Below are 20,277 nucleotides of genomic sequence, written 5' to 3' on the forward strand. Positions count from 1 at the left end.
GGCTGGAACGGGTTGTCAAAACAATGCGGCGACGCAGACTCGGACGATTGCCACGGGCAACACGTACCGGATCTACGCAGCCACCTTCGACTATCCGATGTTCGAAGCTTCGCCTCCGGGCAACACGTCGCAAACGCCGACGATTGTCGGCGCCGGCGGACAAGCGGACATCGCGACGTCGCCCTCCACGCAGTTCATCTACTAATCTCGCACTAGCAAAAAGCCAAGGGCTCGGATCCAATCCGAGCCCTTGGCCAGCGGGGTTCGTAACCCGCCATTACTTTCTTCTGGTAAGCTGCACGTCACCAAAGCGGCTCATCTTGCCTTGGGTCACATCGTCGATCGTTAGGTGCCAGCGATCGCGGTTTCCATCGTACGCAAACGTCGTGTGGATCGATTCGTGCGGCGAAAACGTAATGACGAAGGGTACCGAGTTTCCCACCGGCGTCCCGTAGCCGACGGGCTGAAAGTTTACCGCCGCCGCCGTGCTATCCAACCAGAGGCACGAGTATTGGTTCGTTTTTGCGTTCCAGGTGATATAGACGATGGCTTCGTAAGGCGGGATAGCTTTCGGCCGCGAGATTTCGTGGAACCGGATGTATTCGCGATTGAGCACCCATTGAACGTCCACGTCGTGCGTGACTGAGTGTGCGCCAAGTCTGCCGGTCATGACCCAGCGGCCTGCCAAGTGATCCAGGAGTTTGGTGGGCGTGGGATCGGCCTGTTTTCCTTGCGCGGGCGGCGCGATGAGCGACACCAATGCCAAAGCCGTAACAAATACTGTACTCGCCAAGAACTTCACGCCGGCTACCTTCCTATTCATAGACTTTCAATCCGGCCAAAGTTTCGACATGTCCCTAGAGGTAGGGAAGCCGATTTAGGAGTACCTAACTCATGTGTTAGGGGAGCCTATTTCACGACGAAGAGCCCTCGGGGTGGCAGCTGCGGCGGTTCTTTTGCTCTGCTTGCGGCCGGCCGGCGCCGGGGCAATCCCCGTGTTTGCCCGCCAGTACGGGCTTTCGTGTCAGGCTTGCCACACCACCGTTCCGCAGCTGAACAAGTTCGGGCAGGCTTTTCGGGATTCGGGCTACCGGTGGCCGGCGGCGACCCCGGCGCGCGGCACCGTGCCAATTGCCATGAAAATAAATCTCGCCTACACGAGCGCAGCGGATCCAACCGGGTTGCCGAAGGCCGTTGTCGACGAGATCGAATTCCTGTCGTTTGGTCCGGTCGGCAAGCACCTGGCGTATCGCGTAGAGCAATATTGGGTTGACGGCGGCCGCCCTGGCCGCACGCGCGATGCATTCCTGGAATATAAAAGCGATCCGCTGAGTTCTTGGCATGGCTCCGGAGCGCCCGTGCTTGACGTTCAGCTCGGTCAGTTTACGCTGCCGCTGCCGAACGATCCGGAAACGCTGCGTCCGACTGAGAACCACTACGCGATCTTCGACCAAACTGTGGGCGACAATTCGTTCAACTTGTTTGACGACCGGATCGGTTTAAATGCCGGCTTCGGCAACCGCCTTGCGGAAGTTCGCGTTTTGGCCATGAAAGACCGCGACACGATGCTATCAGCGCGCGTCGGGCCGGCCGCATTTTCGCTTTGGACATATCAGTATCGCGGCGAACGGATATTGGGATCGGTGACGGATGATTTTGTTCGTCGTGGAGTTGCGCTGACCAGTACGGCGGGCAAGGCGCAAACGTCGTTCTTGCTTCAAACCGGCACCGACCGCAGCCCGTTTGGGCTCGGCGATGCCGCATCCTCAAGCGGCGGTTATCTCCAAGAAGAATGGGCGTTCAGCGATCGATGGATCGGCACAGCGCGCTACGATGGCCTTAACGGGCCGGACGGCTTCATGCGTTCAACGACGTTGTCGTTGAGCTACCGCCCGTATAATCGCGCGCGATGGACGCTGGAAGACGTCATCCAAACGCAGCCGCAGACCACGCGTACGCTTAACGCCGCGTGGCTATTCGCGTACTGAATTATCGCCTTTTCGGCACGGAGATATAGACGTGATCCCCATTCCATCTGGCTATGCAAGGGGATGCGTCGACATGCCATCGTTCACCCGGCCCCCGGGAGACCGAGAGAGTACACTGCTCGAATTTCGGCCGCTGCGCTTCGAAATAGACGTACGTGTATTGTCCGTGTCTTATGCCGCAGCGAACGACCGCGGAATCCACTTTCTTGCATCCGCCGGCATTCTTCACAAGAAGCGGATCTACGCCGGTAATGTAGAGGCCGTCGGCAAGCGCGACGGCGGGCAGTGCCACGACGAGCGCCACAATAGCCAATAGCCCAAAGCGAAGATTCTTCATGACGCAGCGCTTCCGGATGCGCCCAGTACCGTCCTGGCAGGGGCCGGCACTTGGCATGGCCGTAATCCTCGATATGAAAGCAAAGTCGCCGTCGCGGATGATTGACGCGAGGATCAAAGAGTTGGACGATTGGCGCGGCAAGACGCTCGCCCACATTCGCGCAGTCATCAAACAAGCCGATCCCGACGTCGTCGAGGAGTGGAAGTGGCGCGGCGTTCCGGTGTGGTCGCACGACGGAATAATCTGCACCGGCGAGACTTACAAGAGCGTCGTGAAGATGACGTTTGCCAAAGGCGCCGCCTTGAAAGACCCGTCAAAGCTCTTCAATTCGAGCCTCGAGGGCAACGTCAGACGCGCCATCGACATTCACGAAGGCGAGAAGATCAACGAAAAGGCTTTAAAGGCTCTTATTCGCGCGGCGGTGATGCTCAACGAATCAAGCGCCAAAACGAAAAAACGACCGAAGCGCTCCTAACGTTCGCCGAGCAGATCGGCGAGAATCCATGCGGCGCCGGCGATCGCGAACGTCAGCACGGTTTCGCTCCAGTTCGAATGGCTACGCGGATTGGAGATAAGTAGCGGTACCCACACCAGCAGGCCGAAGATCACGAGCATCGCGGTAAGCAGCCGAGTCGCGCGAAGCGCCATCTGATTCGCAAGCAGGGCCGCTGCAGCGAGTGCGAACGCAATCGTCGTCGCTACGGTCCAAAACATCTGACTTGGCGGCAGCCACTTCGGAACCAGGCTGCTCGTGAAGTCAGGATGGACGGCCTGATAAAGGGCAAAGGAAACAGTGCTGATGCCCAGGAGTATGCGGCCGATCCGCTTCACCGTTTCCGGCGTCCATAGAGATGAAGAGCACGCGTAAAGGATCGCGGCTCCCGTTACCAGCGTGAACTGCTCGAAGAAATTGCCCCACGGATCGAAGACCCGAGGCGTGGCGATGATTGGCGGGACGAGCAGGAGCGAGAAAATCAGATAAACCGCGCCGAGGAGGACGGCGCCCATTTTTGCGCTCTGACGGACTTGAATGGCAATGCCGCCTACGATCTGGGCAGCCGCCGCGGCATAAGTAAACAGAGCGTTATGATCGGGCCAGACCAGCATGATGATGCCGGAGGCCACCGCAGCGGCTCCAAACACCTGGCGACCGAAACGCAAGCTGGGCGCTGGTATGGTCATACGCGACCTATTTGGTGCCTAGTCGTGAAATCCGGCAGGCATCGGGGAATAGGGTCCCCGATTAGGAGCACTATGCATCAAAGTCTCCGGCTCGCCATACTCTGCGTTGCTGTTTTTTGCTGCGCCCGTCCGGCATACGCGGCAGTCTGCGCTCCAGCGAAGCTCGTTCACATCGTTACGACGGACGTTACGCCCGGCGTTCAGGCGGGGTCTTTCAACGCGCAACCTAAAAGCTTCTATCGCATCGGCAGCGACAGAATGCGCGTGGAGGAGGCCGTCGATTCTGTCAACGGGATCCACGGTGTTATGGTCACGGCTGAGCCGAATATTTGGATGGCGAATCTTTACGACAACACCGGCAAGCACATTGTGGACCCGGGCCCGACGTTCTACGCAAAGGCCCCGATCTTTTATGGAATGCCCGGATTCCCGGCGAAATTCGATGACTTGGAATTCGGCTGCGAGGCGGATTTTATCGCGGCAAATTCTCTGACGCCCGCCCGGACCGAGCAGATCGGCGGCAGCCGTTTTGACGTCTACCGCGTGACCTCCGGGACGGAAGCTATCGAGATTCTGGAGCAATCCGGAACAAGCACGCCGGCGTTCGCGCGATATTATCACCAGGGCACCTTAGTAATGACCCTCCACTACGACGTGTATTCAACCGGCCTAGCCAATGACGCAAGTCTTTTTGTGGCGCCGCCCGGCGTGCGCTACAGCGAAGTTGTCCCGCGTTAGGGCGGCCGGCTATGAGAGCCTTCGATTTCATCTTACTGTTCTTTTCGTTCGTCTACGCGTTGGCGTTGTCGCACCTCTTGATGACGGCAGCTCGGATGATCCGTCACCGGCGCACGATCGTATTTTCTTGGCCTCAAGCGCTGTGGATGATAGCGGCGTTGCTTCTCGTGATTGGCAATTGGGTAAGTCTCTGGGACTTTCACAATGCGGTGAGAATGAGTGCGGCCGTGATCGGAATCCTATTTTCGTTTAGTGTATTGGTCTATCTCGACTGCGCGCTCGTATCGCCCGACTTCAATGCCGACGGAGTCGTGAACTTGCAAGAGTTCCACGAGCTTCAGGGCCCCACGTATATCGCCGTCGCGCTGGCAACCGTCGTTGCTGCCTTGGTTCTGAACTGGATCGTCGGCGGTATGGGAGCTCAAAACTGGGCGAACCAGAATGGGCTCGTTGTCTCGATGCTGCTGCCGCCGGCCGCCGCCCTCATTTTGCGAAAAAGCTCGTTAGTTCAGGTCCTGGCGCCGCTCGTGCTTGCCGCGTTCATGATCGTGTTCATATCCATCTATTATCCCGTTTTGAAATAAGAAGGCGCGCTACCTGAATATGGAGTGCGCGACATTCGTTTCGAGATTCCAATAGATGAGGGCGAGCGCGGTGAGATCGAACGTTGCATGCGCGATCATGAGCATCCAGATTCGGCCCGTGACCGCAAAAATGGATCCGAACACAAGCCCGGTGACAACGGCTTGCTCGACGCCGGGAATTCCTTGGCCGCCGTAGTGCATCAGAGCAAACCACGCGGCGGTGAGCACCACGATGAGCCCCTTTGCAGCGGTGCCGGATCCGAACAGTTTACCGAGGCGCTCGAATAAGAAGCCCCGGTAGACCGTCTCTTCGCCGAAGCCGGCGCTGAACGTAACGACGAGCGCCATGGCCGCCAGCGCGGCCGGGTTTCCAGCCACGTAATGATACGCGTGATTGACCGGATCGGCCCCGAGCAGCGGCATGACGATGGCCTTCATGACGAGCTTGAACGCTACGCCGAAGGCGATCCCGATGGCCACGGTGGCGATCCAACTCTTCGGCCGCGCGTAGCCGAGTTCGCGCCAGGGCGTGCGCGACAGCTGCGCCCACGCGAGCACGAGAACGCCGCCGACAAAACCGTTTGGGCTGAAAAGGACGAGAAGAACCGCGACGATTCCGAGCGGCCCGAATCCACGCAGGGCCGCGGCGAAACGATCGGCGGAGAACGATGTCATCAGTGCGTAGGCTTCCTAAATCCGGTACGCCCGTGCCCCCGAGCTTGTTTCTGCAGGGCGGCGGCAGGGGGTTCTTGGGCCCGAGGCCATAAGGCTGCCGCTCAATGGGGGTTACAGCGAATTGAAAACGCCGTTTATGATTCTGTCTGCGCTTGTGCTGGCCTCATGCGCGGCCGCATCGACGTCAAACTCGGTCGCGCCGACACCCGGCGCGACTTCGATCGTCCAAGTTGCTAACGAGGCGTCCAACACGGTCGCTTCATTCCAACTTGGCCTCGGCGGGAACATCGCGCCCGTGCGGATACTGGGCGGATCGAAAACTCGATTAAACCGGCCAACCCAAGTCTGGCCGATCGTCGGATCCGTTCTGTATGTCGTAAACCGCGGAAACAACTCGATCACCGGCTATCCGAATTCCAGCGGCGGCAACGTTGCGCCGACCATCGTGATCGCGGGTGCAAAGACGACGCTCAATGCCCCAGCAGCGCTGCAACTCGAAACGAGCAATGCCATCTGGGTTGCCAACTCCGGCAACGATTCGATTGTGCAATTCGCGGCCGGTGCGAACGGCAACGTCGCGCCGGTCCTGCGTCTGGCCGGAGCGAAAACGGATCTGCACCAGCCGTACAGTTTGCACTACGCCTTTCGCAGTGGAGCGATCTATGTGATAAACCGCAGCTCGAACTCGATCGCGGTATTCGCCAAAGGCAGCCAAGGCAACGTTGCGCCGATTCAGCTGATAATGGGACAGAAGACCGGATTGCGAGAACCGGCCCAACTCGAATTGGATTCCAAGGGAAACATCTGGGTTGCAAACACCGGAGGCCGCAACGTCCTGGAGTTTGCGGCAGGCGCGACCGGAGACGTTGCCCCGATCAATACGTTGACGCTCGTGACGGGCCAGCTTCGTCCGTCCGGCTTAGCATTCGATGCAGCCGACAATTTGACCGTAGCCGATGCATCGCAGAACGCCCTCTACGAATTTGCGGCTTCCGGAACAAGAGGAAAGGCGACGCCGATTGCGATCGTCCGAGGGCCGAAGACGCAACTTCGATCGCCACAGCACCTGGGAGTGCCGCAGACGATCGCGACGCCAATCCCCGGAACGTGAGGCGTTAAGTTAGATAAATTTGGGGCGGACGCGGAACGTGCCCGAGGAGCAGATCTCCGCGATTTCAGGATGGTCGAGCCGGCGGAAGTTGACGCGCCCCCACTCGAAGGCCTCGCCCGGCCGCGCGGCGTCGTAGCGAGCCTGCGCGCCGTCATTCAGCGGCGGACGTTGCTGCACGGTTCTATTCTTGAGATTAACGCGATAGTTGGTGTTCTCGGCAAAAAGCGAGATCTCGCCGCGGCGGTTTTCATAACCTCCGTAGATCGGCTCGGGACCCTTGTCCCCTTCCAAAACAGCAACGGGCTCATCCAATAACAACATGATTCACGTCCCATAACGCGATGGGAGCGAAAAAGGTTGCGCTAGGTAACCTTGCGCTTGTGCAAGACGACCAAATTGCCTTCGCTGTCTTTGATCATGGCCATAAAGCAGGCGGGCGTCTCGTTTTGCATCTCAATCGGGATGCCACGAGCCTTGATCGCCGATACGGCGCCGTCGAAATCGTCGACGGCGAAGAGGATGCCGTTGCTGGGCTGAAACGGCATCACCCGGCCGCCCCCGCCCCATAAGCCAAAAGTCGTACCGTCGGGAAGGTCGTATTCCGCGCCCCGGTCCTCGGAGTAAACCCGCGCGGGTTCGAGTCCGAGGACGTCGCGATACCACGCGATCGCGCGAGGCGCGTCTTTGACCATATAGCCGCTCAAATCCATACCCTTGACGCGAATGGCGGCTTGGCTCATCGCGAAACCAGCTCCCCAAGTTTGTCGAGCGCGCTGTTCCAGCCGCTTTCGTGACCGTCGCGCGACTCTTCACCGGCGAACTGCTCGTGCGTGAGCACCAGTTCCGTCTCATTTCCGAGATCGTGAAACTCGACAGTCACGAGCGTGTCGTGCTCGAGCTCGGGCGAGTCCTCTTCCCAGCGCCAGGTGTAGGAGATGCGCTCGGGTTCGCTCACTTCGCGAAAGACGCCGCGAACCGGCCAGCGCTCGCCGTCGGGCCTGAGCATCACGATCCGGTATGCGCCGCCGACACGCAAGTCGGATTCAATTTCGGGCGTCGTAACTTCGCCCGGACCGGCCCACTGCTTCATTTGTTCGGGCTGCGTCCACGCCGCCCACACGCGCTCGCGTGGCGCTGCGAATTTCCGTCGTATGACCAGGCGCGGAGCCGCCTGTGTTTTGGTGTCGCTCATCGTACATCTTTCTCCAAATAGGTGCTGAGGTTGTCGAGTGCTGCGTTCCAGTAGCGCTGCTGCCGGTCCAGCCAGGTTTCGGCGTCGCGCATCGTCTTTGGAACGATCTTGCAGTAATGCACGCGCCCTTTAATGGCGCGCGAGAGTAAGCGGGCCTCTTCCAGGACTTTCACGTGCTTGGATATCGCCGGTTGCGAGATGTGAAATCCGGCGGCGATCTCGCCGACGGTTAGCGGGCTGCGCGCAAGTCTTTCGAGGATCCGGCGCCGCGTCGGATCTGCCAGTGCGAAGAAGACGCTGTCCAGCCGGGAAGTATTGTTAACCATTTGGTTATATATTTATACGCCCGGAAACGGGCGCTGTCAATGGCCGCGAATGGCTACCCTCCCGCGATGGCGCCGACTATCAAGAACGGCTCGGAGCCTTGGACGACGGCGTCGGGCAAGGGCGTGTCGGGCGGATCGTGTGAGAGATCTTTTTCGCAGGCGAAGAACCTGATAAACGGGCGCCGCTTGTGCGTGACGCTGTCGCGCATCGTCCCGCTGAGCATCGGATAACGCGCCTCAATTGCGTCGAGGACGGAACGCTGCGTAGCCCGGCCGTTTAGATCGAGCTGCATCTCGCCCGTGATATGCGCGAGCGTGCGCAGGTGCGCGGGCAGCACCACGCGGATCATGCCAGCGTCTGGACTTCCACCGAAAGCACGGGCGGAAGATCGCGCACGATGGCGTTCCAGCTGTCGCCGGCGTCGGCCGATGCGTAGACTTGGCCGCCGGTCGTGCCGAAATAAATGCCGCACGAATCGAGCGAATCGATCGAGGTGGCGTCGCGCAAGACGTTGACGTAGCAGTCCTTTTGCGGCAGGCCCTTCGTGAGCGCTTCCCACTCGTTGCCGCCGGTGCGGCTGCGGTAGACGCGTAGTTTGCCGTCGGGCGGAAAATGCTCGGAATCGCTTTTGATCGGAACGACGTAGAGCGTCTCCGGCTCGTGCGCGTGCACTTCGATGGGAAAGCCGAAATCGGTCGGCAGGTTACCGCTAATCTCTTGCCAGGAGTCGCCGCCGTTGTCGCTGCGCATCACGTCCCAGTGTTTTTGCATGAACAGCACGTTGGGCCGCGACGGGTGCATGGCGATGCGGTGCACGCAATGGCCGACTTCGGCGTTCGGATCCGGAATGTACTCCGAGCGCAAGCCTTGATTGATCGGCTGCCACGTCTCCCCGCTGTCGTCGCTCCTGAATGCGCCGGCGGCGGAGATCGCGATGAAGATGCGTTTAGGGTTCTTCGGGTCTTGGAGAATCGTGTGCAAGCACATCCCGCCCGCGCCCGGCTGCCACGACGATCCCGTTTTGTGGTTGCGCAAACCTGAAAGCTCTTGCCAGTTCGCTCCGCCGTCGGTGGAGCGAAAGAGCGCGGCGTCTTCGATGCCGGCGTACACGGTCTCCCGATCCGTCAGCGACGGTTCGAAGTGCCAGACGCGCTTGAACTCCCACGGACGTGCCGTCCCGTCGTACCACTGGTGCGTGCCGGGAACGCCGTCGTACGTGAATTGGTTTCCAACCGGTTCCCACGACTTGCCGGCGTCGTCCGAACGCTGGACGACCTGACCGAACCAGCCGCTGCTCTGCGAGGCGTACAGTCTATTCTGATCGACGGGCGAACCTTTTATATGGTAGATCTCCCAGCCGGCAAAATGCGGACCGGCGATGTCCCACTTTTCGCGTTTACCGTCTGAGGTGAGCACGAAGGCCCCTTTGCGCGTGCCGACCAAAACTCGAACTGCACTCATCACTCACTCCTTATCGCGGGCAGTGTCCCGTTTCTATCGGAGGTCTCTTGTGCCTGTCACTGCTCTGATGATCCTGGGCGTCCTCATCGCTGCCGCGCCGGGGGCGAAAGCGTATCCGGGCTTCTCGTGCATCACGCTCGCGCACCGGCAAACGTTGGCCGGCGCTCCCGGCGTCACGTTCCGGGTGCTGAAGCAAACGTATGCGCCGAATTTTGCCCCAACGAAGCATCGCCACAAATTCGGCGAGATTTTGTATCTGCTCTCCGGGTCGGCGACCGATACGACCAACGGGCGCAAAACCGTCATGACGGGCAATCGCGCGATCGTGATTCCCGCGGAAATCTATCACGACGTCACGCCCGGGCCAAAGGGCGCGGTCCTGCTCGACGTTCAGTTTTTAGACACCAATCCCAAGACGCCGGGCTGGGAGCCTAAGGTCTACAAAGCTCCGCAGCTCTGTAAGGACTGACTATTTCTTGCGCCAGGCGATGCACCAGCCGTTCGGGCTTATCTTGCCGTGCACGATCGAGCATGCGTGCGGCGCCTCGAAGAAGTGGCACCCCGAGCACTTCTGGCCGTGCGGACCGGGCTTGTCTTGATACCTGAACTGCTTCTTGTTGTCGGTCGCATCGGCGACCCCGAGAGAGCCGGCGGCCAGCATTCCGGCTAAGGCCGGCAGGACAATCAACTGTTTGAGCGCGTCGCCGCGCGTGACGTTCTTGCTTGAACGATCCATGGGTTCTGAATCCTCCTAGCGAAAAAAGGCGGGTACGGAAACTTGCTTAACCGCCTCGAAAAAGACCTTCCAGGGGGAAGCCATGGAACACTCCGTTGATATCGCCCACTTCGATCGCCTCTTGCAAGGCGCAAACGACGCGGGCGTCCTGTTGCTCGACGCGCGCAACGCGCCCGATTCGCAGCGCTGGCGGCCCGAGGGTCCGGGCATGGCCGCTTTTGCGAACGTGCCGTACTCCGAATTCGTCGAAGATGAGGACGCAGCAATGGCACGCGTTCCGGACGCAGCTTCGATATACGTGTTGTGTGCTCGCGGACAGTCGTCGCAGTACGTTACCGGCGTGCTGCGCCAGCGCGGAAAAAATGCGATCAACATCGAGGGCGGGATGATGGCGTGGTCGGCGCATCATCGCGTCGTTCGATTGAATGCGGACAGCGACGGGTTCGCGATCTATCAGGTCGTGCGCCCGGCAAAGGGCTGTCTCTCATACATCGTGCGATCGGACGGGCAGGCGCTGGTCGTCGATACGACGCGCTACGGCGAAATCTATCAGGAATTCGCCGAACGCAACGGTTTTCGCGTCGCAGCCGTCGCGGACACGCACTTGCACGCCGACCATCTTTCCGGCGGCGCGGCGCTTTCGAGCGGAGCCGGCGCGGGCTACCATCTGGCTGACGAAGATGCGGAAGGCAGCGCGCTGCGCCGCGAGTCGATGCCCAAGCAATTTGAGATCGGCGCGACCAAAGTGCGCGTACTGACACTTCCGGTTCCTGGACACACGCTCGGAAGCACCGCACTGCTGGTCAACGACCGCTATTTGATCAGCGGCGACACACTGTTGCCGGAAGGCGTCGGCCGGCCCGATTTGGGCAACAAAGCGCGCGAGTGGACTCAGTACTTGTACGATTCACTCTCCGGCGTGCTTGGTAAGCTCGATCCGCACACCGTGGTGCTGCCTGCGCACGCCGCATCCGCGGCGCAGTTTGATTCGCGCGGCGCCTGCGAACGCCGGCTAGGCGATTTGCTTGCCACTGCGGCGATCGCCGATCGCGACGCTTTCGTGGAAGGCGTAGAGCAGCGCGTGTCGCAGACGAGTCAGCCGCCCGCCTACGCCGAGATACGAAAGATCAACCTCGGCGAACCGGCGTCGCCGGAGCGTGCGCAAGAGCTGGAGATCGGAATGAACCAGTGCGCGCTCTCGCCGGCGAAAGCTTAGCGCACTCTGGCTGAAGCTCCGGCGATCCGGATCTTCCAGTTTTCCAACGCCGTGTTACGCAGATCGACGTGATGGATCAGCGCGGCGAAACGCTGCGCCGCCGTTCCGTTTCCGGTTGCTCGCTCCGCGATGTAATACGGCTCCCACGACTGGTAGTACAAAACGGCGCTGACCCTGATGCGTTTGGGATCGACGCCCGCCGGCAGCGTGACGATGTACCGCACGATCGCGTGGCCCTTGCCGTCGCGATAGCGGGGATCGGCTGCCGCGCGTCCGTGCGGATAAGTCGCGTGCAAGAAGTACTCCGGCATCGTCGGCGTCGGGCCGGTCTTCGTCCAGCCCTGCGGCAGAAGCCGGTTGTCCTTGACGTCCTGAACCCGCTGAATGAACGACATCGTAATGTGCCCGGTGTGATTGCGCATCAGCTCTTCGAAGATCTGCACTTGATTGGGACGCGTAATCGGATGCGCCTCGTCAAAGTGGTCTTGGAACTCGTTGCCCCCAGGAATAGTCTGGAAGAACTCGGTCGGTAGCGGCTCGCCGTTGACGCCGAGGATTCTGCCCTGGCCGTCCGTCATGCCCGAAGCGAAGATCGGCGCCGCGCCCGGCGTGGCGGCATCTCGGACTTCGAAATCCAGAAACGCGCGGCGGAATCCGACGCCGCTCGGGAAGCGGTGGCCGGTCAGGTTGATCACCTCGACGTCCGCAACGAGTTTGCGCCCGCTGACGCGCGTTCGCACGAACACTTTTGCGGTCGACGTGCGCGCCTGTTGAACCGCGTGCGCGATCGCATCGGTGAGGTTATCCGAAGTACCCGTCATAAAGTCTGTAGTGCGCACGCCCATGACGTCGGGGAACTGCTTGAAGAGCGTCATCAAGAACGCGTTGAGTCCGAGCAGCTCGTGGCGGCGGAAGCCCGTCTTGCGCACGCGCACGTTCAGGTCGTTCCACGACGCCGCATGCGTTGTTTCCGGGGCGCTGTTATCTTGCGTGAGCGCGATCTTCGTGACGATGTGGGTGAGGGCTAAAGCGCGCCCGGGGTCGGTGATGCCCGCCGGCATGTGGCAATCCTGACACGACTTTGCGCCCGGCAACGCGCCGTATTCGTTTTGGTACCGGCTGTTCAGCCACTCGAGGTACGTCGCTTGTTCCACGTTGTGCCCGGTCGTGAGCGTCGGAGGCGAGTGCGCGGTATTGATGACCGGTAAGTTAATCGTGTGGCAGCTCGCGCACAATCGCGACGACGTGATGTAGGGCGAATAATGCGGCTTGACGCCGAGCGCGGTATTCATCGCGTGCGTGACGATAACGTTATCTTTGAAAGGCCCGTAGAGCTTTTCCGGCGCCCCAAGGTCGTACAGTCCGTTGATCTTGTGATTTAAGAAGTAGGCCAGCGGCGTTTGACCCGCGGGCGTTTTGGTCTCGACGATATGGTGGCAGACCGTGCAGCTGATGCCGTCGCGCGCCAACCCGCCGTAGTGATAGCTCACATGCGTCGGAGTCGTGTCGAAGATCATCTTCGGTGTGAACGCGAGGTGCGGATGATCGATCGCAAAGCTGCGTTTGCCCATCACGCCATGGCACGTCATGCAGACATTGGTGATCTGCTGTTGCATCGCGTTGCGCGCGTGCGGGTTCGCGATCGTTCCGAGATACGCGAGTTCGCTTTCCAGCTGGGAGTAGAAAACGGGATCGCGCCCGGCCAGCGCCATCGGGGACCAGCGCCACTCGCCATATTCGGAGAGATTGACTCCGCGCACCGCCATCACCGGACCGTACGGTTTTTTGAGCGACGCGCCGTGACAGCTCATGCACTGATCGGACGTTATAAAAACATGCGTGCCGTGCGCTCGAGCGAGGTAAGTGTCGACCGATTCAGGCGGGAATGTTTGAATGGCCAGCGGCTCGGGCGTTCGCTGCGGCGCCGCCTCGTTCGCAGCGCCGGGGGATTTCGTTCGCCAGGAGTTGTCGATGAAATAGGTTATCGGCTTGCCCGGATACCCCTGAATGTTCTCCAGCGAAGCGAAGGTTAACGCTTTTTCGGCCGACGCATGACAGCGCAAACAGTACGTCCCGAACCCCGCGGTGGGGTATTGCGTTCCGGCCGCGTTCTGAGCACCGAACATGCCGACGTAGAGTTCGCCCCAGAACCATCCGTCGTGGGAAGCGGACGACCGGCGGATCATGATCGTCCAATCCGTCGGGCGCAACTGCGCGTCGGTCTTTCCGGCAAATGCGATCGCGGGATTGGGCGGATATTGTTCTTTGATGATCACTGCGCCGTCGCGCGGAACGCCGCGCCGGCCGTTGCGCAGCCAGTCCATCACTTCGGGCGAGTAGTAGATCCGCACGGTGGGATGCACGCCGTACGAGAGATGGTGAATGTACGGCCCGGTGTCGCGCAGGCTCTTGTCGACGCACCAGCCGAGATCGCGATAGCGGTACGACGCCAGATAGTCGAGCATCGTGTGCTCGATGGCGGTAGGCTCACCCGAAGGGACGTAGCTCGGCAGGCGCAGCGCCGCGGGAACGGGCAGGGCGCGGCCGCAGGGATTGTTGCGCGTCGATCCTTCGAGCGCTTGAAGAGCGGGCCGAGCCCCGAACAGCACAACGGCGATAACCGCCGCGGCCAAAAGAAAGGACCGCACGAATGCGGCCCTTTATTTTAGCGAGTCACTCTCCCTTGTGGGAGAAGTGCTTTAGCGGTAGCTGGGGCGCTGCGCGAAGCAGTCGCGGCAGTATACCGGCTTGTCGCCGCGCGGTTGGAATGGCACTTCGGCCACGCCGCCGCACTGGCTGCAAGTCGCTTTGAACATTTCGCGCTGACGGCCGTAGCCCTCACCGCCGCCGCCACCCGAGCGTCCCGCTTTGCGGGCTGCGCGGCAGTCGGTGCAGCGATTCGGCTTATTGGTAAAGCCCTTGCTGGCGAAAAATTCTTGCTCACCGGTCGTGAACGTGAACTGACGTCCACAATCAACGCAGGTCAGCGTTTCATCTGAGTACATATTCTTTAACGAGTCTCCTAGTTAGTTTGCTAGTTATTCTTGGTATCCGACTCGCTAGTACTTGGAACGTAGACCATGCGGACTTCGAAACCTGATAACACTAGGTTGCAACGCTTTGCGGGTCAAGAAGGTTTCACTAGTAGGCCGGAAACGATTTCAAGGGCGAGCCCCGGGGTGACGCGAACTTGGGTCGGTTCGCGCTACCAGACGCGGCTATTCCCGTAGAAGTCGGCTGGGCCTGTTGGAAAGGACATTTTACCGTTGAGAACCCGCTCCAAGCAACCGCTCGAGCGCCGGAAGCCGAGTGCCACCAAAGAGGCACCCCTCGAGGTTTTCGGCACGATCGTGCAGGTTTTCCCCAGCGCCAGCTTCTCGGTTGAGTTGGAAAACTCGCATACCGTGCTGGCCCATATTGCCGGCCGCCTGAGGCGGCACCGCATCCGGATTCTGCCTGGGGACCGCGTCGAACTGGAAATCTCTCCGTACGACCTGACCAAGGGCCGGATCGTCTACCGCTACCGGGCGGGAGAGCCTCGCCGGATATAGCTACAGGCAGTGGCGCGGACTAGCCGCGTCACTTCGCTAGGCCGGCCCTCGTGGCCGGCGCAACCACCTAGTGTAAAGGAAACTTCATGCCTCCCAAAACCAAGACCAAGACGAAACGCGTCGTCAAAGATCGCCGCGTAAAAAAGAAGCCGTGCAATTTCTGCACGGAGCGCGCCATCGACATCAATTATAAGGATGTCGTGCGTTTGAAGAAATACGTTTCGGAGCGCGGCAAGATTCTGCCGCGGCGCATCTCGGGCAACTGCGCGAAGCATCAGCGGCTGCTCACGGTCGCCGTGAAGCGCGCCCGCATCATCGCTTTCCTACCTTTCGTAACCGAATAACGTCATGCGCCTGATCTTGCTGAGCGACGTCAAAGCGCTCGGCAAAAAAGGGCAAGTTGTCGACGTAGCCGAGGGCTACGCGCGCAACTTTTTGCTGCCCCGCAAGCTGGCCACCGAAGCCAGCAAGGGCGCGCTGACGGTGCTCGGCGAGCAAAAGGCGGCGCACGAGAAACGCGAAGCCCAGTCGCTCTCCGAAACTCGGGAACTGGCCGCGCTGTTGGAGAGCAAGCCGGTCGTCGTTCGCGCCAAGGCGGGCGAGACGGGCAGACTCTTCGGCGCCGTGACCACTGCCGACGTCGCTCGGGCGTTCGCCCAGACGTTCTCGGTGCCGGTCGATAAACATAAGATAGAGATGAAGACGGCCATCAAAGCGGTGGGCACCTATCCGATCGAGATTCGACTCGGAAGGAGCGTCGTTGCAAAAGCGACGGTGGACGTGGTCGCGGAGCCGGCGTGAGCGAGAATCCGTACGCCGTCCGGTTTCGCCGTAAATTCGGCAGCGAAGACGAGATGGGCCGCTATGTGTCGGCGCTGTACGACGTACTTGCCAACACGATCGGCGCAGACAAATTGGTGCTGCGCGCAGGGAAGATGAACGCCTTGAAGATGATGCGATCGGGCGCGCTGCCCGATCGTCTGTGCGCGCTGCAGCGGCTGGTCTTCGAAGACCCGACGCTCGAGCGCGTCACAGGCCGCGCCAACAGCCGGCGCGTCTTGGGCGAGATCGAAGAGCAACTGGCCGATCTGATCGCACAAAAGAACGTCGAAGATTCGATCGAGCACAAGATCAACGCCAAGATGATCGAGCGCCACCAGGATTACCTCAAGGATCTGAAGCTGGAAGCGCTGCGCGAAGACGCGGGCCCCGAAACCCCGGCCACGCAGAAGAAGCTCCAAGAGCTCGAGCAGCTCGAAGGCCGCGGACTGGCGGCCTCGGCGCTGCAACTGATGCGCCCGAACTCGCTGAAAGAGATCGTCGGACAAGACGCGGCCGTGCGTTCGCTGCTGGCCAAAATTTCGTCGCCCTACCCCCAGCACGTGATCCTGTACGGACCGCCCGGCGTCGGCAAGACGACGGTCGCGCGGCTGGCCCTGGAAGTTGCGAAGTCGCGCGCCTACACGCCGTTCGCCAAAGAGGGGCCCTTCATCGAAGCCAGCGGCACGACGCTGCGCTGGGATCCGCGCGAGACAACCAATCCGCTGCTGGGCAGCGTTCACGATCCCATCTATCAGGGCAGCCGTCGTGAGTTTGCGGATAGCGGCATCCCCGAACCGAAACTCGGCATGGTGACGCGCGCGCACGGCGGCGTGCTGTTCATCGACGAGATCGGCGAGATGGATCCGCTGCTGCAGACCAAGCTGCTCAAAGTGTTGGAAGACAAGCGCGTGACATTCGAATCGTCGTACTACGATGAAAGCGCCGCCAACGTTCCCGCGTACATAAAGAAACTTTTCCGCGAGGGCGCGCCGGCAGATTTCATCCTCATCGGCGCCACGACGCGCGAACCCGAAGATATCGATCCGGCGATCCGCTCGCGCGCCGCGGCGGTTTACTTTGAACCGCTTACGCAAGCGCAGATCGTCGCGATCGTCGGCGGCGCGATCAAACGCCTCGGCGCGAAGGCCGAACGGCGCGTTCCGCAGCTGATCGCTTCTTATACCATCGAGGGGCGGCAGGCCGTGCAGATCGTCGCCGATGCCTATGGCGAGGCCATCTATCACGCGAAACGCCCGCGCCGCGGCGCCAAATCGGCGCCGGTCACGATCACCGAGGAGCACGTTCGCAGCGTGGTGCAGGCCGGCAGACTCGTGCCGCACACGCTTGTGCGCGCGCGTCCCGTCCGAGAAATCGGCAAGACCTTTGGGCTGGGCGTGCTCCATTATTTAGGCAGCATTATCGAGATTGAAGCTGTCGCTTTTACAACCGGCGCACCGGGCAAAGGGTCCGTGCGTTTTAACGACGCCGCCGGCAAGATGGCCAAAGACAGTGTCTTTAATGCGGCCGCCGTGCTGCGCGCAGTCACCGGTCTGGACACGGCCAACTACGATTTGCACATCAACGTGATCGGCGGCGGCAATATCGACGGCCCCTCGGCCGGCCTGGCCATATTTCTCGCTCTCTACTCGGCGTTGACCAAGACGCCGCTGCCGCAGGACGTCGCGATGACGGGCGAGCTCTCGATTCAAGGCAAAGTACGACCGGTCGGCGGCATCGTCGAGAAACTCTACGCCGCGCGGCAGGCGGGCATGCGAGCGATTCTCGTTCCAAAGGAAAACGTGCGTGAAATCGATCGCAGCCTGGCCGGAATCGAAGTGATTCCGATCGCCTCTGTCGAGCAGGCATTTACCGCTTTGGCTCTCCACAAGAAATCCACAAGGCAAGCGCTTGTGGGGCGGCGGAGTACCTAGAACCCGCTCATGACCCTTACAAATCTGCCCACGATCGATCGCATCCCTCCGCAAAATCTCGAGGCGGAGATGGCGCTGCTGGGTTCGATTCTGGTCGATCGCGAGATCATGGGCGCCGTCGGCGAGATCGTTCGCCCCGAAGATTTTTACGCGCACGTTCACGAGACGATCTATGCCGCGCTCACGCATCTGTACGATCGCGGCGAGCCGCTCGACAAGATCACGATCGCGGAAGAACTGAAGCGTCGCGATCAGCTCGACAACGTTGGCGGCATTTCATATCTGTCATCGTTGATGGACACCGTGCAAACGGCGGCTTCGGCGGCATACTACGCCAAGATCGTGCGCGAAAAGGCCGTGTTGCGCGGATTGATTCACGCGGGCACGCAGATTACGCAGTACGGCTACGAAGACGAAGAGGACGTCGAAGGCGCCCTCGACCGCAGCGAACAGATGGTTTACGAGATTGGCCGCCGGCAGCTCCATCGCGAGTTCGTGCCGGTCAGCCGTCTGCTTAAACCCGCGTTCGAGAACATCGACAAACTCTTCCATAGCCGGGGCGACCGCACGGGCCTGACCTCGGGCTTCCACGACGTGGACGAGATGACGACCGGCTTCCAGCCGGGCAATTTCATCATCGTGGCCGGCCGTCCGGGCATGGGCAAGACCTCGTTCGCGCTCAACATGGCGGTCGCGGCGGCGCGCGAGGAGACCGAGCCGATCGCTTTCTTTTCGCTCGAAATGTCCAATGACGAGATCGTGCAGCGCTTGATCTGCGCAGAGGCGCACATCAGCATGCACGACATGCGGCGCGGCAACATCAAGCCGCATCACTGGGAGAAGATCTCCGACGCGATGGGCGTGCTGAACGAGCTGCCGCTCTATTTGGACGATTCCGGCGCGCTTTCAATCGCCGAAATTCGCAGCCGCTGCCGGCGCCTAAAATCTGGACCCGGACTGTCAGCGGTTTTCGTGGACTATTTGCAGCTGCTGCGTCCGAACGTTTTGAGCCGCAATGCCAACCGCAATGAAGAGCTTTCAGACATCTGCCGGACGCTCAAGACGACGGCGAAGGATCTGAACGTACCGATCATCGCGCTGGCACAGCTCAACCGCGCGGTCGAGACGCGCGCCGAAAAGCGTCCGATGCTTGCAGACTTGCGCGACTCCGGCTCCCTCGAACAAGAGTCGGACGTCGTCGCGTTCCTGTATCGCGAAGGGTATTACAAAGAAGAAGCCGCCGAACCGGATCTCACCGAGTTCATCATCGCCAAACACCGCAATGGTCCGACCGGCACCGTGAAGCTCCGCTTCCAACGCGAATACACGCTGTTCTTGCCGTACGGCGACGAAACGCACTACCCCGCGGCAGTTTAGGGTCACGCGCACTGCCCGCGCGTCGTTGACGCGGTGATGCGCGCATTTTTCGCCGTAATATTCGCCGCGATCGTTGCTCAGCCGGCAGCGGCTGCGACTTGGACTCCGCTTGAGCGCGGTTTCGTAAGAATTCCTCCGCCATCGATCAGCGATTTGAACGCGTCGCGGTTTGGTTCGAGATCATGGCGCGTCCGCTTTAAAGGCGACAACCTGGAAGTAGCTGACGCTAGGCCAACCCCTTCGGCGCTTCCGTTCGCTCCGCAGATAGACACTGCCACTATGGGCTACTACGGAACGCAGCCGACTTCGTCGCTGCATTTTAAGGACGTTTGGTTTCTCTCGTACTACCATGGTGAATTCGGCGGCGCTTTATGGCAGTTTAGCGCAGACGGCTCCGTGGGGCGAATGCTGCTCGGTGGCCCTACAGATGATTTGCTTCCGTTCGGAAATGAAGTACTTGCCGCTACCGGATCCGCGTCCCCGTGGTTTCTCAAGCCCCTGCGGATTCATCGATTCGCGCTTAGTGGGGGCCTCTGGCAAGAGGTCGGGCACACCGACTTCGATCATAACATTACGACGCTCACGAACCTCGGAGGCCAGCTTTACGGGATTGTGGGCATGGACTTCGCCGCGACGCTCTCCAAGCTCGACCTCTCAGGGAATCTTTATCCCCTGTGGCGGTTCAACCGAAATCTTGAAATTACGAATCTCGGTATGTCGCGGCACAGTGATTACGCGCTCGGAGCCGTAGGTTACATCGTAAGATTGCATGCAATCGGAAACGGTCTCGGTGCCACGTGGTACGCGCCCCGGGACTGCACGCACTACACACCGTCAATAAATGACATGGGCGCTGTGGACGCGCGGTGCGTTGGGGCTGCCGGGACAAGACCCTTTGAGCGGCGGCGCTTCGCTCCCGCCTCGTATGCCTGGACTTCGGAAGACGGCAACTGGATGTTGCTGAATGGCGGACGTCGCCTCTTGCACTTTGTCGGCCGAGATTGGATCGCAGATTCCGATTCGCCGCTCGGATCGGACGAATCTCCGCG

General features: G+C 60.5%; 27 protein-coding genes. 14 read left to right on the forward strand and 13 right to left on the reverse strand.

Going from position 1 to position 20,277, the window contains the following annotated elements; all coding sequences use genetic code 11:
- Positions 1-205 (forward strand): hypothetical protein (locus tag VFO29_12780; protein ID HET9394383.1); only part of this gene is annotated, 205 nt, incomplete at its 5' end.
- A 72-nt stretch (positions 206-277) separates the two neighbouring features.
- Here the strand turns inward: VFO29_12780 and VFO29_12785 are convergent.
- Entirely contained in the window at positions 278-823 is a 546-nt protein-coding gene (locus tag VFO29_12785; protein HET9394384.1) for a hypothetical protein, read from the reverse strand.
- Positions 824-935: 112 nt separating this feature from the next.
- Here VFO29_12785 and VFO29_12790 point away from each other — a divergent pair, with 112 nt between their 5' ends.
- Positions 936-1,988, forward strand: a complete 1,053-nt coding sequence (locus VFO29_12790) for a hypothetical protein (protein HET9394385.1) — start codon at positions 936-938, stop codon at positions 1,986-1,988.
- 1 nt (position 1,989) lies between these two features.
- Here the strand turns inward: VFO29_12790 and VFO29_12795 are convergent, their stop codons facing one another.
- A complete protein-coding gene (locus VFO29_12795) occupies positions 1,990-2,325 on the reverse strand; it encodes a hypothetical protein (GenBank protein ID HET9394386.1) in 336 nt (111 codons plus the stop codon).
- A gap of 97 nt (positions 2,326-2,422) precedes the next feature.
- Here VFO29_12795 and VFO29_12800 point away from each other — a divergent pair, with 97 nt between their 5' ends.
- Positions 2,423-2,800 carry a DUF1801 domain-containing protein gene (locus tag VFO29_12800; protein HET9394387.1) on the forward strand — a complete coding sequence of 126 codons (378 nt, stop codon included), beginning with the start codon at positions 2,423-2,425 and terminating at the stop codon, positions 2,798-2,800.
- Here the strand turns inward: VFO29_12800 and VFO29_12805 are convergent.
- On the reverse strand, positions 2,797-3,507 hold the full coding sequence (locus tag VFO29_12805; protein HET9394388.1) for a hypothetical protein: 711 nt from the start codon (positions 3,505-3,507) through the stop codon (positions 2,797-2,799). The two genes, VFO29_12800 and VFO29_12805, sit on opposite strands and share 4 nt — an antisense overlap.
- A 72-nt stretch (positions 3,508-3,579) precedes the next feature.
- On the opposite strand from VFO29_12805, the gene VFO29_12810 reads away from it, so the two are divergent.
- Both VFO29_12810 and VFO29_12815 read left to right on the forward strand, forming a co-directional pair.
- Positions 3,580-4,245, forward strand: a complete 666-nt coding sequence (locus VFO29_12810) for a hypothetical protein (GenBank protein ID HET9394389.1) — start codon at positions 3,580-3,582, stop codon at positions 4,243-4,245.
- An 11-nt stretch (positions 4,246-4,256) separates the two neighbouring features.
- A complete protein-coding gene (locus VFO29_12815; GenBank protein ID HET9394390.1) occupies positions 4,257-4,829 on the forward strand; it encodes a hypothetical protein in 573 nt (190 codons plus the stop codon).
- A gap of 9 nt (positions 4,830-4,838) precedes the next feature.
- Here the strand turns inward: VFO29_12815 and VFO29_12820 are convergent, their stop codons facing one another.
- The gene (locus VFO29_12820) at positions 4,839-5,504 is read right to left on the reverse strand and encodes a type II CAAX endopeptidase family protein (GenBank protein HET9394391.1); all 666 of its coding nucleotides are present in this window, start codon (positions 5,502-5,504) and stop codon (positions 4,839-4,841) included.
- Between the two features lie 136 nt (positions 5,505-5,640).
- Between VFO29_12820 and VFO29_12825 the strand changes: the two genes are divergently transcribed.
- Complete coding sequence (locus VFO29_12825) at positions 5,641-6,615, forward strand: hypothetical protein (GenBank protein HET9394392.1); 975 nt, start codon at positions 5,641-5,643, stop codon at positions 6,613-6,615.
- A 9-nt stretch (positions 6,616-6,624) separates the two neighbouring features.
- Here VFO29_12825 and VFO29_12830 read toward each other — a convergent pair whose 3' ends face one another.
- The 6 genes from VFO29_12830 to VFO29_12855 are packed head-to-tail and all read right to left on the reverse strand — an operon-like array spanning position 6,625 to position 9,595.
- Positions 6,625-6,936 (reverse strand): hypothetical protein, encoded by a 312-nt coding sequence (locus VFO29_12830; GenBank protein ID HET9394393.1) that lies wholly within the window; start codon positions 6,934-6,936, stop codon positions 6,625-6,627.
- A gap of 41 nt (positions 6,937-6,977) precedes the next feature.
- On the reverse strand, positions 6,978-7,355 hold the full coding sequence (locus VFO29_12835; GenBank protein HET9394394.1) for a VOC family protein: 378 nt from the start codon (positions 7,353-7,355) through the stop codon (positions 6,978-6,980).
- Positions 7,352-7,807, reverse strand: a complete 456-nt coding sequence (locus VFO29_12840) for an SRPBCC domain-containing protein (protein HET9394395.1) — start codon at positions 7,805-7,807, stop codon at positions 7,352-7,354. The genes VFO29_12835 and VFO29_12840 overlap by 4 nt, the downstream gene beginning before the upstream one ends.
- Positions 7,804-8,133 (reverse strand): metalloregulator ArsR/SmtB family transcription factor, encoded by a 330-nt coding sequence (locus VFO29_12845; GenBank protein ID HET9394396.1) that lies wholly within the window; start codon positions 8,131-8,133, stop codon positions 7,804-7,806. The genes VFO29_12840 and VFO29_12845 overlap by 4 nt, the downstream gene beginning before the upstream one ends.
- A 53-nt stretch (positions 8,134-8,186) precedes the next feature.
- Positions 8,187-8,483, reverse strand: a complete 297-nt coding sequence (locus VFO29_12850) for a MoaD/ThiS family protein (GenBank protein ID HET9394397.1) — start codon at positions 8,481-8,483, stop codon at positions 8,187-8,189.
- The gene (locus VFO29_12855) at positions 8,480-9,595 is read right to left on the reverse strand and encodes a hypothetical protein (GenBank protein HET9394398.1); all 1,116 of its coding nucleotides are present in this window, start codon (positions 9,593-9,595) and stop codon (positions 8,480-8,482) included. The genes VFO29_12850 and VFO29_12855 overlap by 4 nt, the downstream gene beginning before the upstream one ends.
- A 49-nt stretch (positions 9,596-9,644) precedes the next feature.
- Here VFO29_12855 and VFO29_12860 point away from each other — a divergent pair, with 49 nt between their 5' ends.
- The gene (locus VFO29_12860) at positions 9,645-10,064 is read left to right on the forward strand and encodes a cupin domain-containing protein (protein ID HET9394399.1); all 420 of its coding nucleotides are present in this window, start codon (positions 9,645-9,647) and stop codon (positions 10,062-10,064) included.
- Here the strand turns inward: VFO29_12860 and VFO29_12865 are convergent, their stop codons facing one another.
- Complete coding sequence (locus VFO29_12865; protein HET9394400.1) at positions 10,065-10,331, reverse strand: high-potential iron-sulfur protein; 267 nt, start codon at positions 10,329-10,331, stop codon at positions 10,065-10,067. It abuts the gene before it with no gap.
- A gap of 82 nt (positions 10,332-10,413) precedes the next feature.
- Between VFO29_12865 and VFO29_12870 the strand changes: the two genes are divergently transcribed.
- A complete protein-coding gene (locus tag VFO29_12870) occupies positions 10,414-11,547 on the forward strand; it encodes an MBL fold metallo-hydrolase (protein HET9394401.1) in 1,134 nt (377 codons plus the stop codon).
- Here VFO29_12870 and VFO29_12875 read toward each other — a convergent pair.
- Complete coding sequence (locus VFO29_12875) at positions 11,544-14,195, reverse strand: hypothetical protein (GenBank protein HET9394402.1); 2,652 nt, start codon at positions 14,193-14,195, stop codon at positions 11,544-11,546. The genes VFO29_12870 and VFO29_12875 overlap by 4 nt on opposite strands.
- A 51-nt stretch (positions 14,196-14,246) precedes the next feature.
- Positions 14,247-14,552, reverse strand: coding sequence for a zinc-ribbon domain containing protein (locus VFO29_12880; GenBank protein ID HET9394403.1), 306 nt, complete (start codon positions 14,550-14,552; stop codon positions 14,247-14,249).
- A gap of 261 nt (positions 14,553-14,813) precedes the next feature.
- On the opposite strand from VFO29_12880, the gene infA reads away from it, so the two are divergent.
- The 6 genes from infA to VFO29_12910 form a co-directional block, all read left to right on the forward strand.
- Positions 14,814-15,098, forward strand: coding sequence for a translation initiation factor IF-1 (gene infA / locus VFO29_12885; protein ID HET9394404.1), 285 nt, complete (start codon positions 14,814-14,816; stop codon positions 15,096-15,098).
- 86 nt (positions 15,099-15,184) lie between these two features.
- Positions 15,185-15,442, forward strand: coding sequence for a 30S ribosomal protein S18 (rpsR, locus tag VFO29_12890; GenBank protein HET9394405.1), 258 nt, complete (start codon positions 15,185-15,187; stop codon positions 15,440-15,442).
- Positions 15,443-15,446: 4 nt separating this feature from the next.
- Positions 15,447-15,899, forward strand: a complete 453-nt coding sequence (gene rplI, locus VFO29_12895; GenBank protein ID HET9394406.1) for a 50S ribosomal protein L9 — start codon at positions 15,447-15,449, stop codon at positions 15,897-15,899.
- Positions 15,896-17,851, forward strand: a complete 1,956-nt coding sequence (lonC, locus tag VFO29_12900; protein HET9394407.1) for a Lon family ATP-dependent protease — start codon at positions 15,896-15,898, stop codon at positions 17,849-17,851. Before rplI ends, lonC begins: the two co-directional genes overlap by 4 nt.
- 9 nt (positions 17,852-17,860) lie before the next feature.
- Positions 17,861-19,228 (forward strand): replicative DNA helicase, encoded by a 1,368-nt coding sequence (dnaB, locus tag VFO29_12905; GenBank protein ID HET9394408.1) that lies wholly within the window; start codon positions 17,861-17,863, stop codon positions 19,226-19,228.
- A gap of 36 nt (positions 19,229-19,264) precedes the next feature.
- The coding region (locus tag VFO29_12910; protein ID HET9394409.1) for a hypothetical protein at positions 19,265-20,277 on the forward strand (1,013 nt) is incomplete at its 3' end.

The organism is Candidatus Rubrimentiphilum sp., assembly GCA_035710515.1.
In the GTDB taxonomy this organism is placed as follows: Bacteria; Vulcanimicrobiota; Vulcanimicrobiia; order Vulcanimicrobiales; family Vulcanimicrobiaceae; genus Rubrimentiphilum.

Coding starts and splice junctions, on each gene's coding strand:
- VFO29_12800 (HET9394387.1), top strand. CDS start 2,423: ATGATTGACGCGAGGATCAAAGAGTTGGACGATTGGCGCGGCAAGACG.
- VFO29_12835 (HET9394394.1), bottom strand. CDS start 7,355: ATGAGCCAAGCCGCCATTCGCGTCAAGGGTATGGATTTGAGCGGCTAT.
- VFO29_12805 (HET9394388.1), bottom strand. CDS start 3,507: ATGACCATACCAGCGCCCAGCTTGCGTTTCGGTCGCCAGGTGTTTGGA.
- VFO29_12840 (HET9394395.1), bottom strand. CDS start 7,807: ATGAGCGACACCAAAACACAGGCGGCTCCGCGCCTGGTCATACGACGG.
- VFO29_12850 (HET9394397.1), bottom strand. CDS start 8,483: ATGATCCGCGTGGTGCTGCCCGCGCACCTGCGCACGCTCGCGCATATC.
- rpsR (HET9394405.1), top strand. CDS start 15,185: ATGCCTCCCAAAACCAAGACCAAGACGAAACGCGTCGTCAAAGATCGC.
- rplI (HET9394406.1), top strand. CDS start 15,447: ATGCGCCTGATCTTGCTGAGCGACGTCAAAGCGCTCGGCAAAAAAGGG.
- VFO29_12865 (HET9394400.1), bottom strand. CDS start 10,331: ATGGATCGTTCAAGCAAGAACGTCACGCGCGGCGACGCGCTCAAACAG.
- VFO29_12810 (HET9394389.1), top strand. CDS start 3,580: ATGCATCAAAGTCTCCGGCTCGCCATACTCTGCGTTGCTGTTTTTTGC.
- VFO29_12880 (HET9394403.1), bottom strand. CDS start 14,552: ATGTACTCAGATGAAACGCTGACCTGCGTTGATTGTGGACGTCAGTTC.
- VFO29_12815 (HET9394390.1), top strand. CDS start 4,257: ATGAGAGCCTTCGATTTCATCTTACTGTTCTTTTCGTTCGTCTACGCG.
- VFO29_12785 (HET9394384.1), bottom strand. CDS start 823: ATGAATAGGAAGGTAGCCGGCGTGAAGTTCTTGGCGAGTACAGTATTT.
- VFO29_12845 (HET9394396.1), bottom strand. CDS start 8,133: ATGGTTAACAATACTTCCCGGCTGGACAGCGTCTTCTTCGCACTGGCA.
- dnaB (HET9394408.1), top strand. CDS start 17,861: ATGACCCTTACAAATCTGCCCACGATCGATCGCATCCCTCCGCAAAAT.
- VFO29_12795 (HET9394386.1), bottom strand. CDS start 2,325: ATGAAGAATCTTCGCTTTGGGCTATTGGCTATTGTGGCGCTCGTCGTG.
- VFO29_12855 (HET9394398.1), bottom strand. CDS start 9,595: ATGAGTGCAGTTCGAGTTTTGGTCGGCACGCGCAAAGGGGCCTTCGTG.
- VFO29_12825 (HET9394392.1), top strand. CDS start 5,641: ATGATTCTGTCTGCGCTTGTGCTGGCCTCATGCGCGGCCGCATCGACG.
- VFO29_12870 (HET9394401.1), top strand. CDS start 10,414: ATGGAACACTCCGTTGATATCGCCCACTTCGATCGCCTCTTGCAAGGC.
- VFO29_12820 (HET9394391.1), bottom strand. CDS start 5,504: ATGACATCGTTCTCCGCCGATCGTTTCGCCGCGGCCCTGCGTGGATTC.
- VFO29_12830 (HET9394393.1), bottom strand. CDS start 6,936: ATGTTGTTATTGGATGAGCCCGTTGCTGTTTTGGAAGGGGACAAGGGT.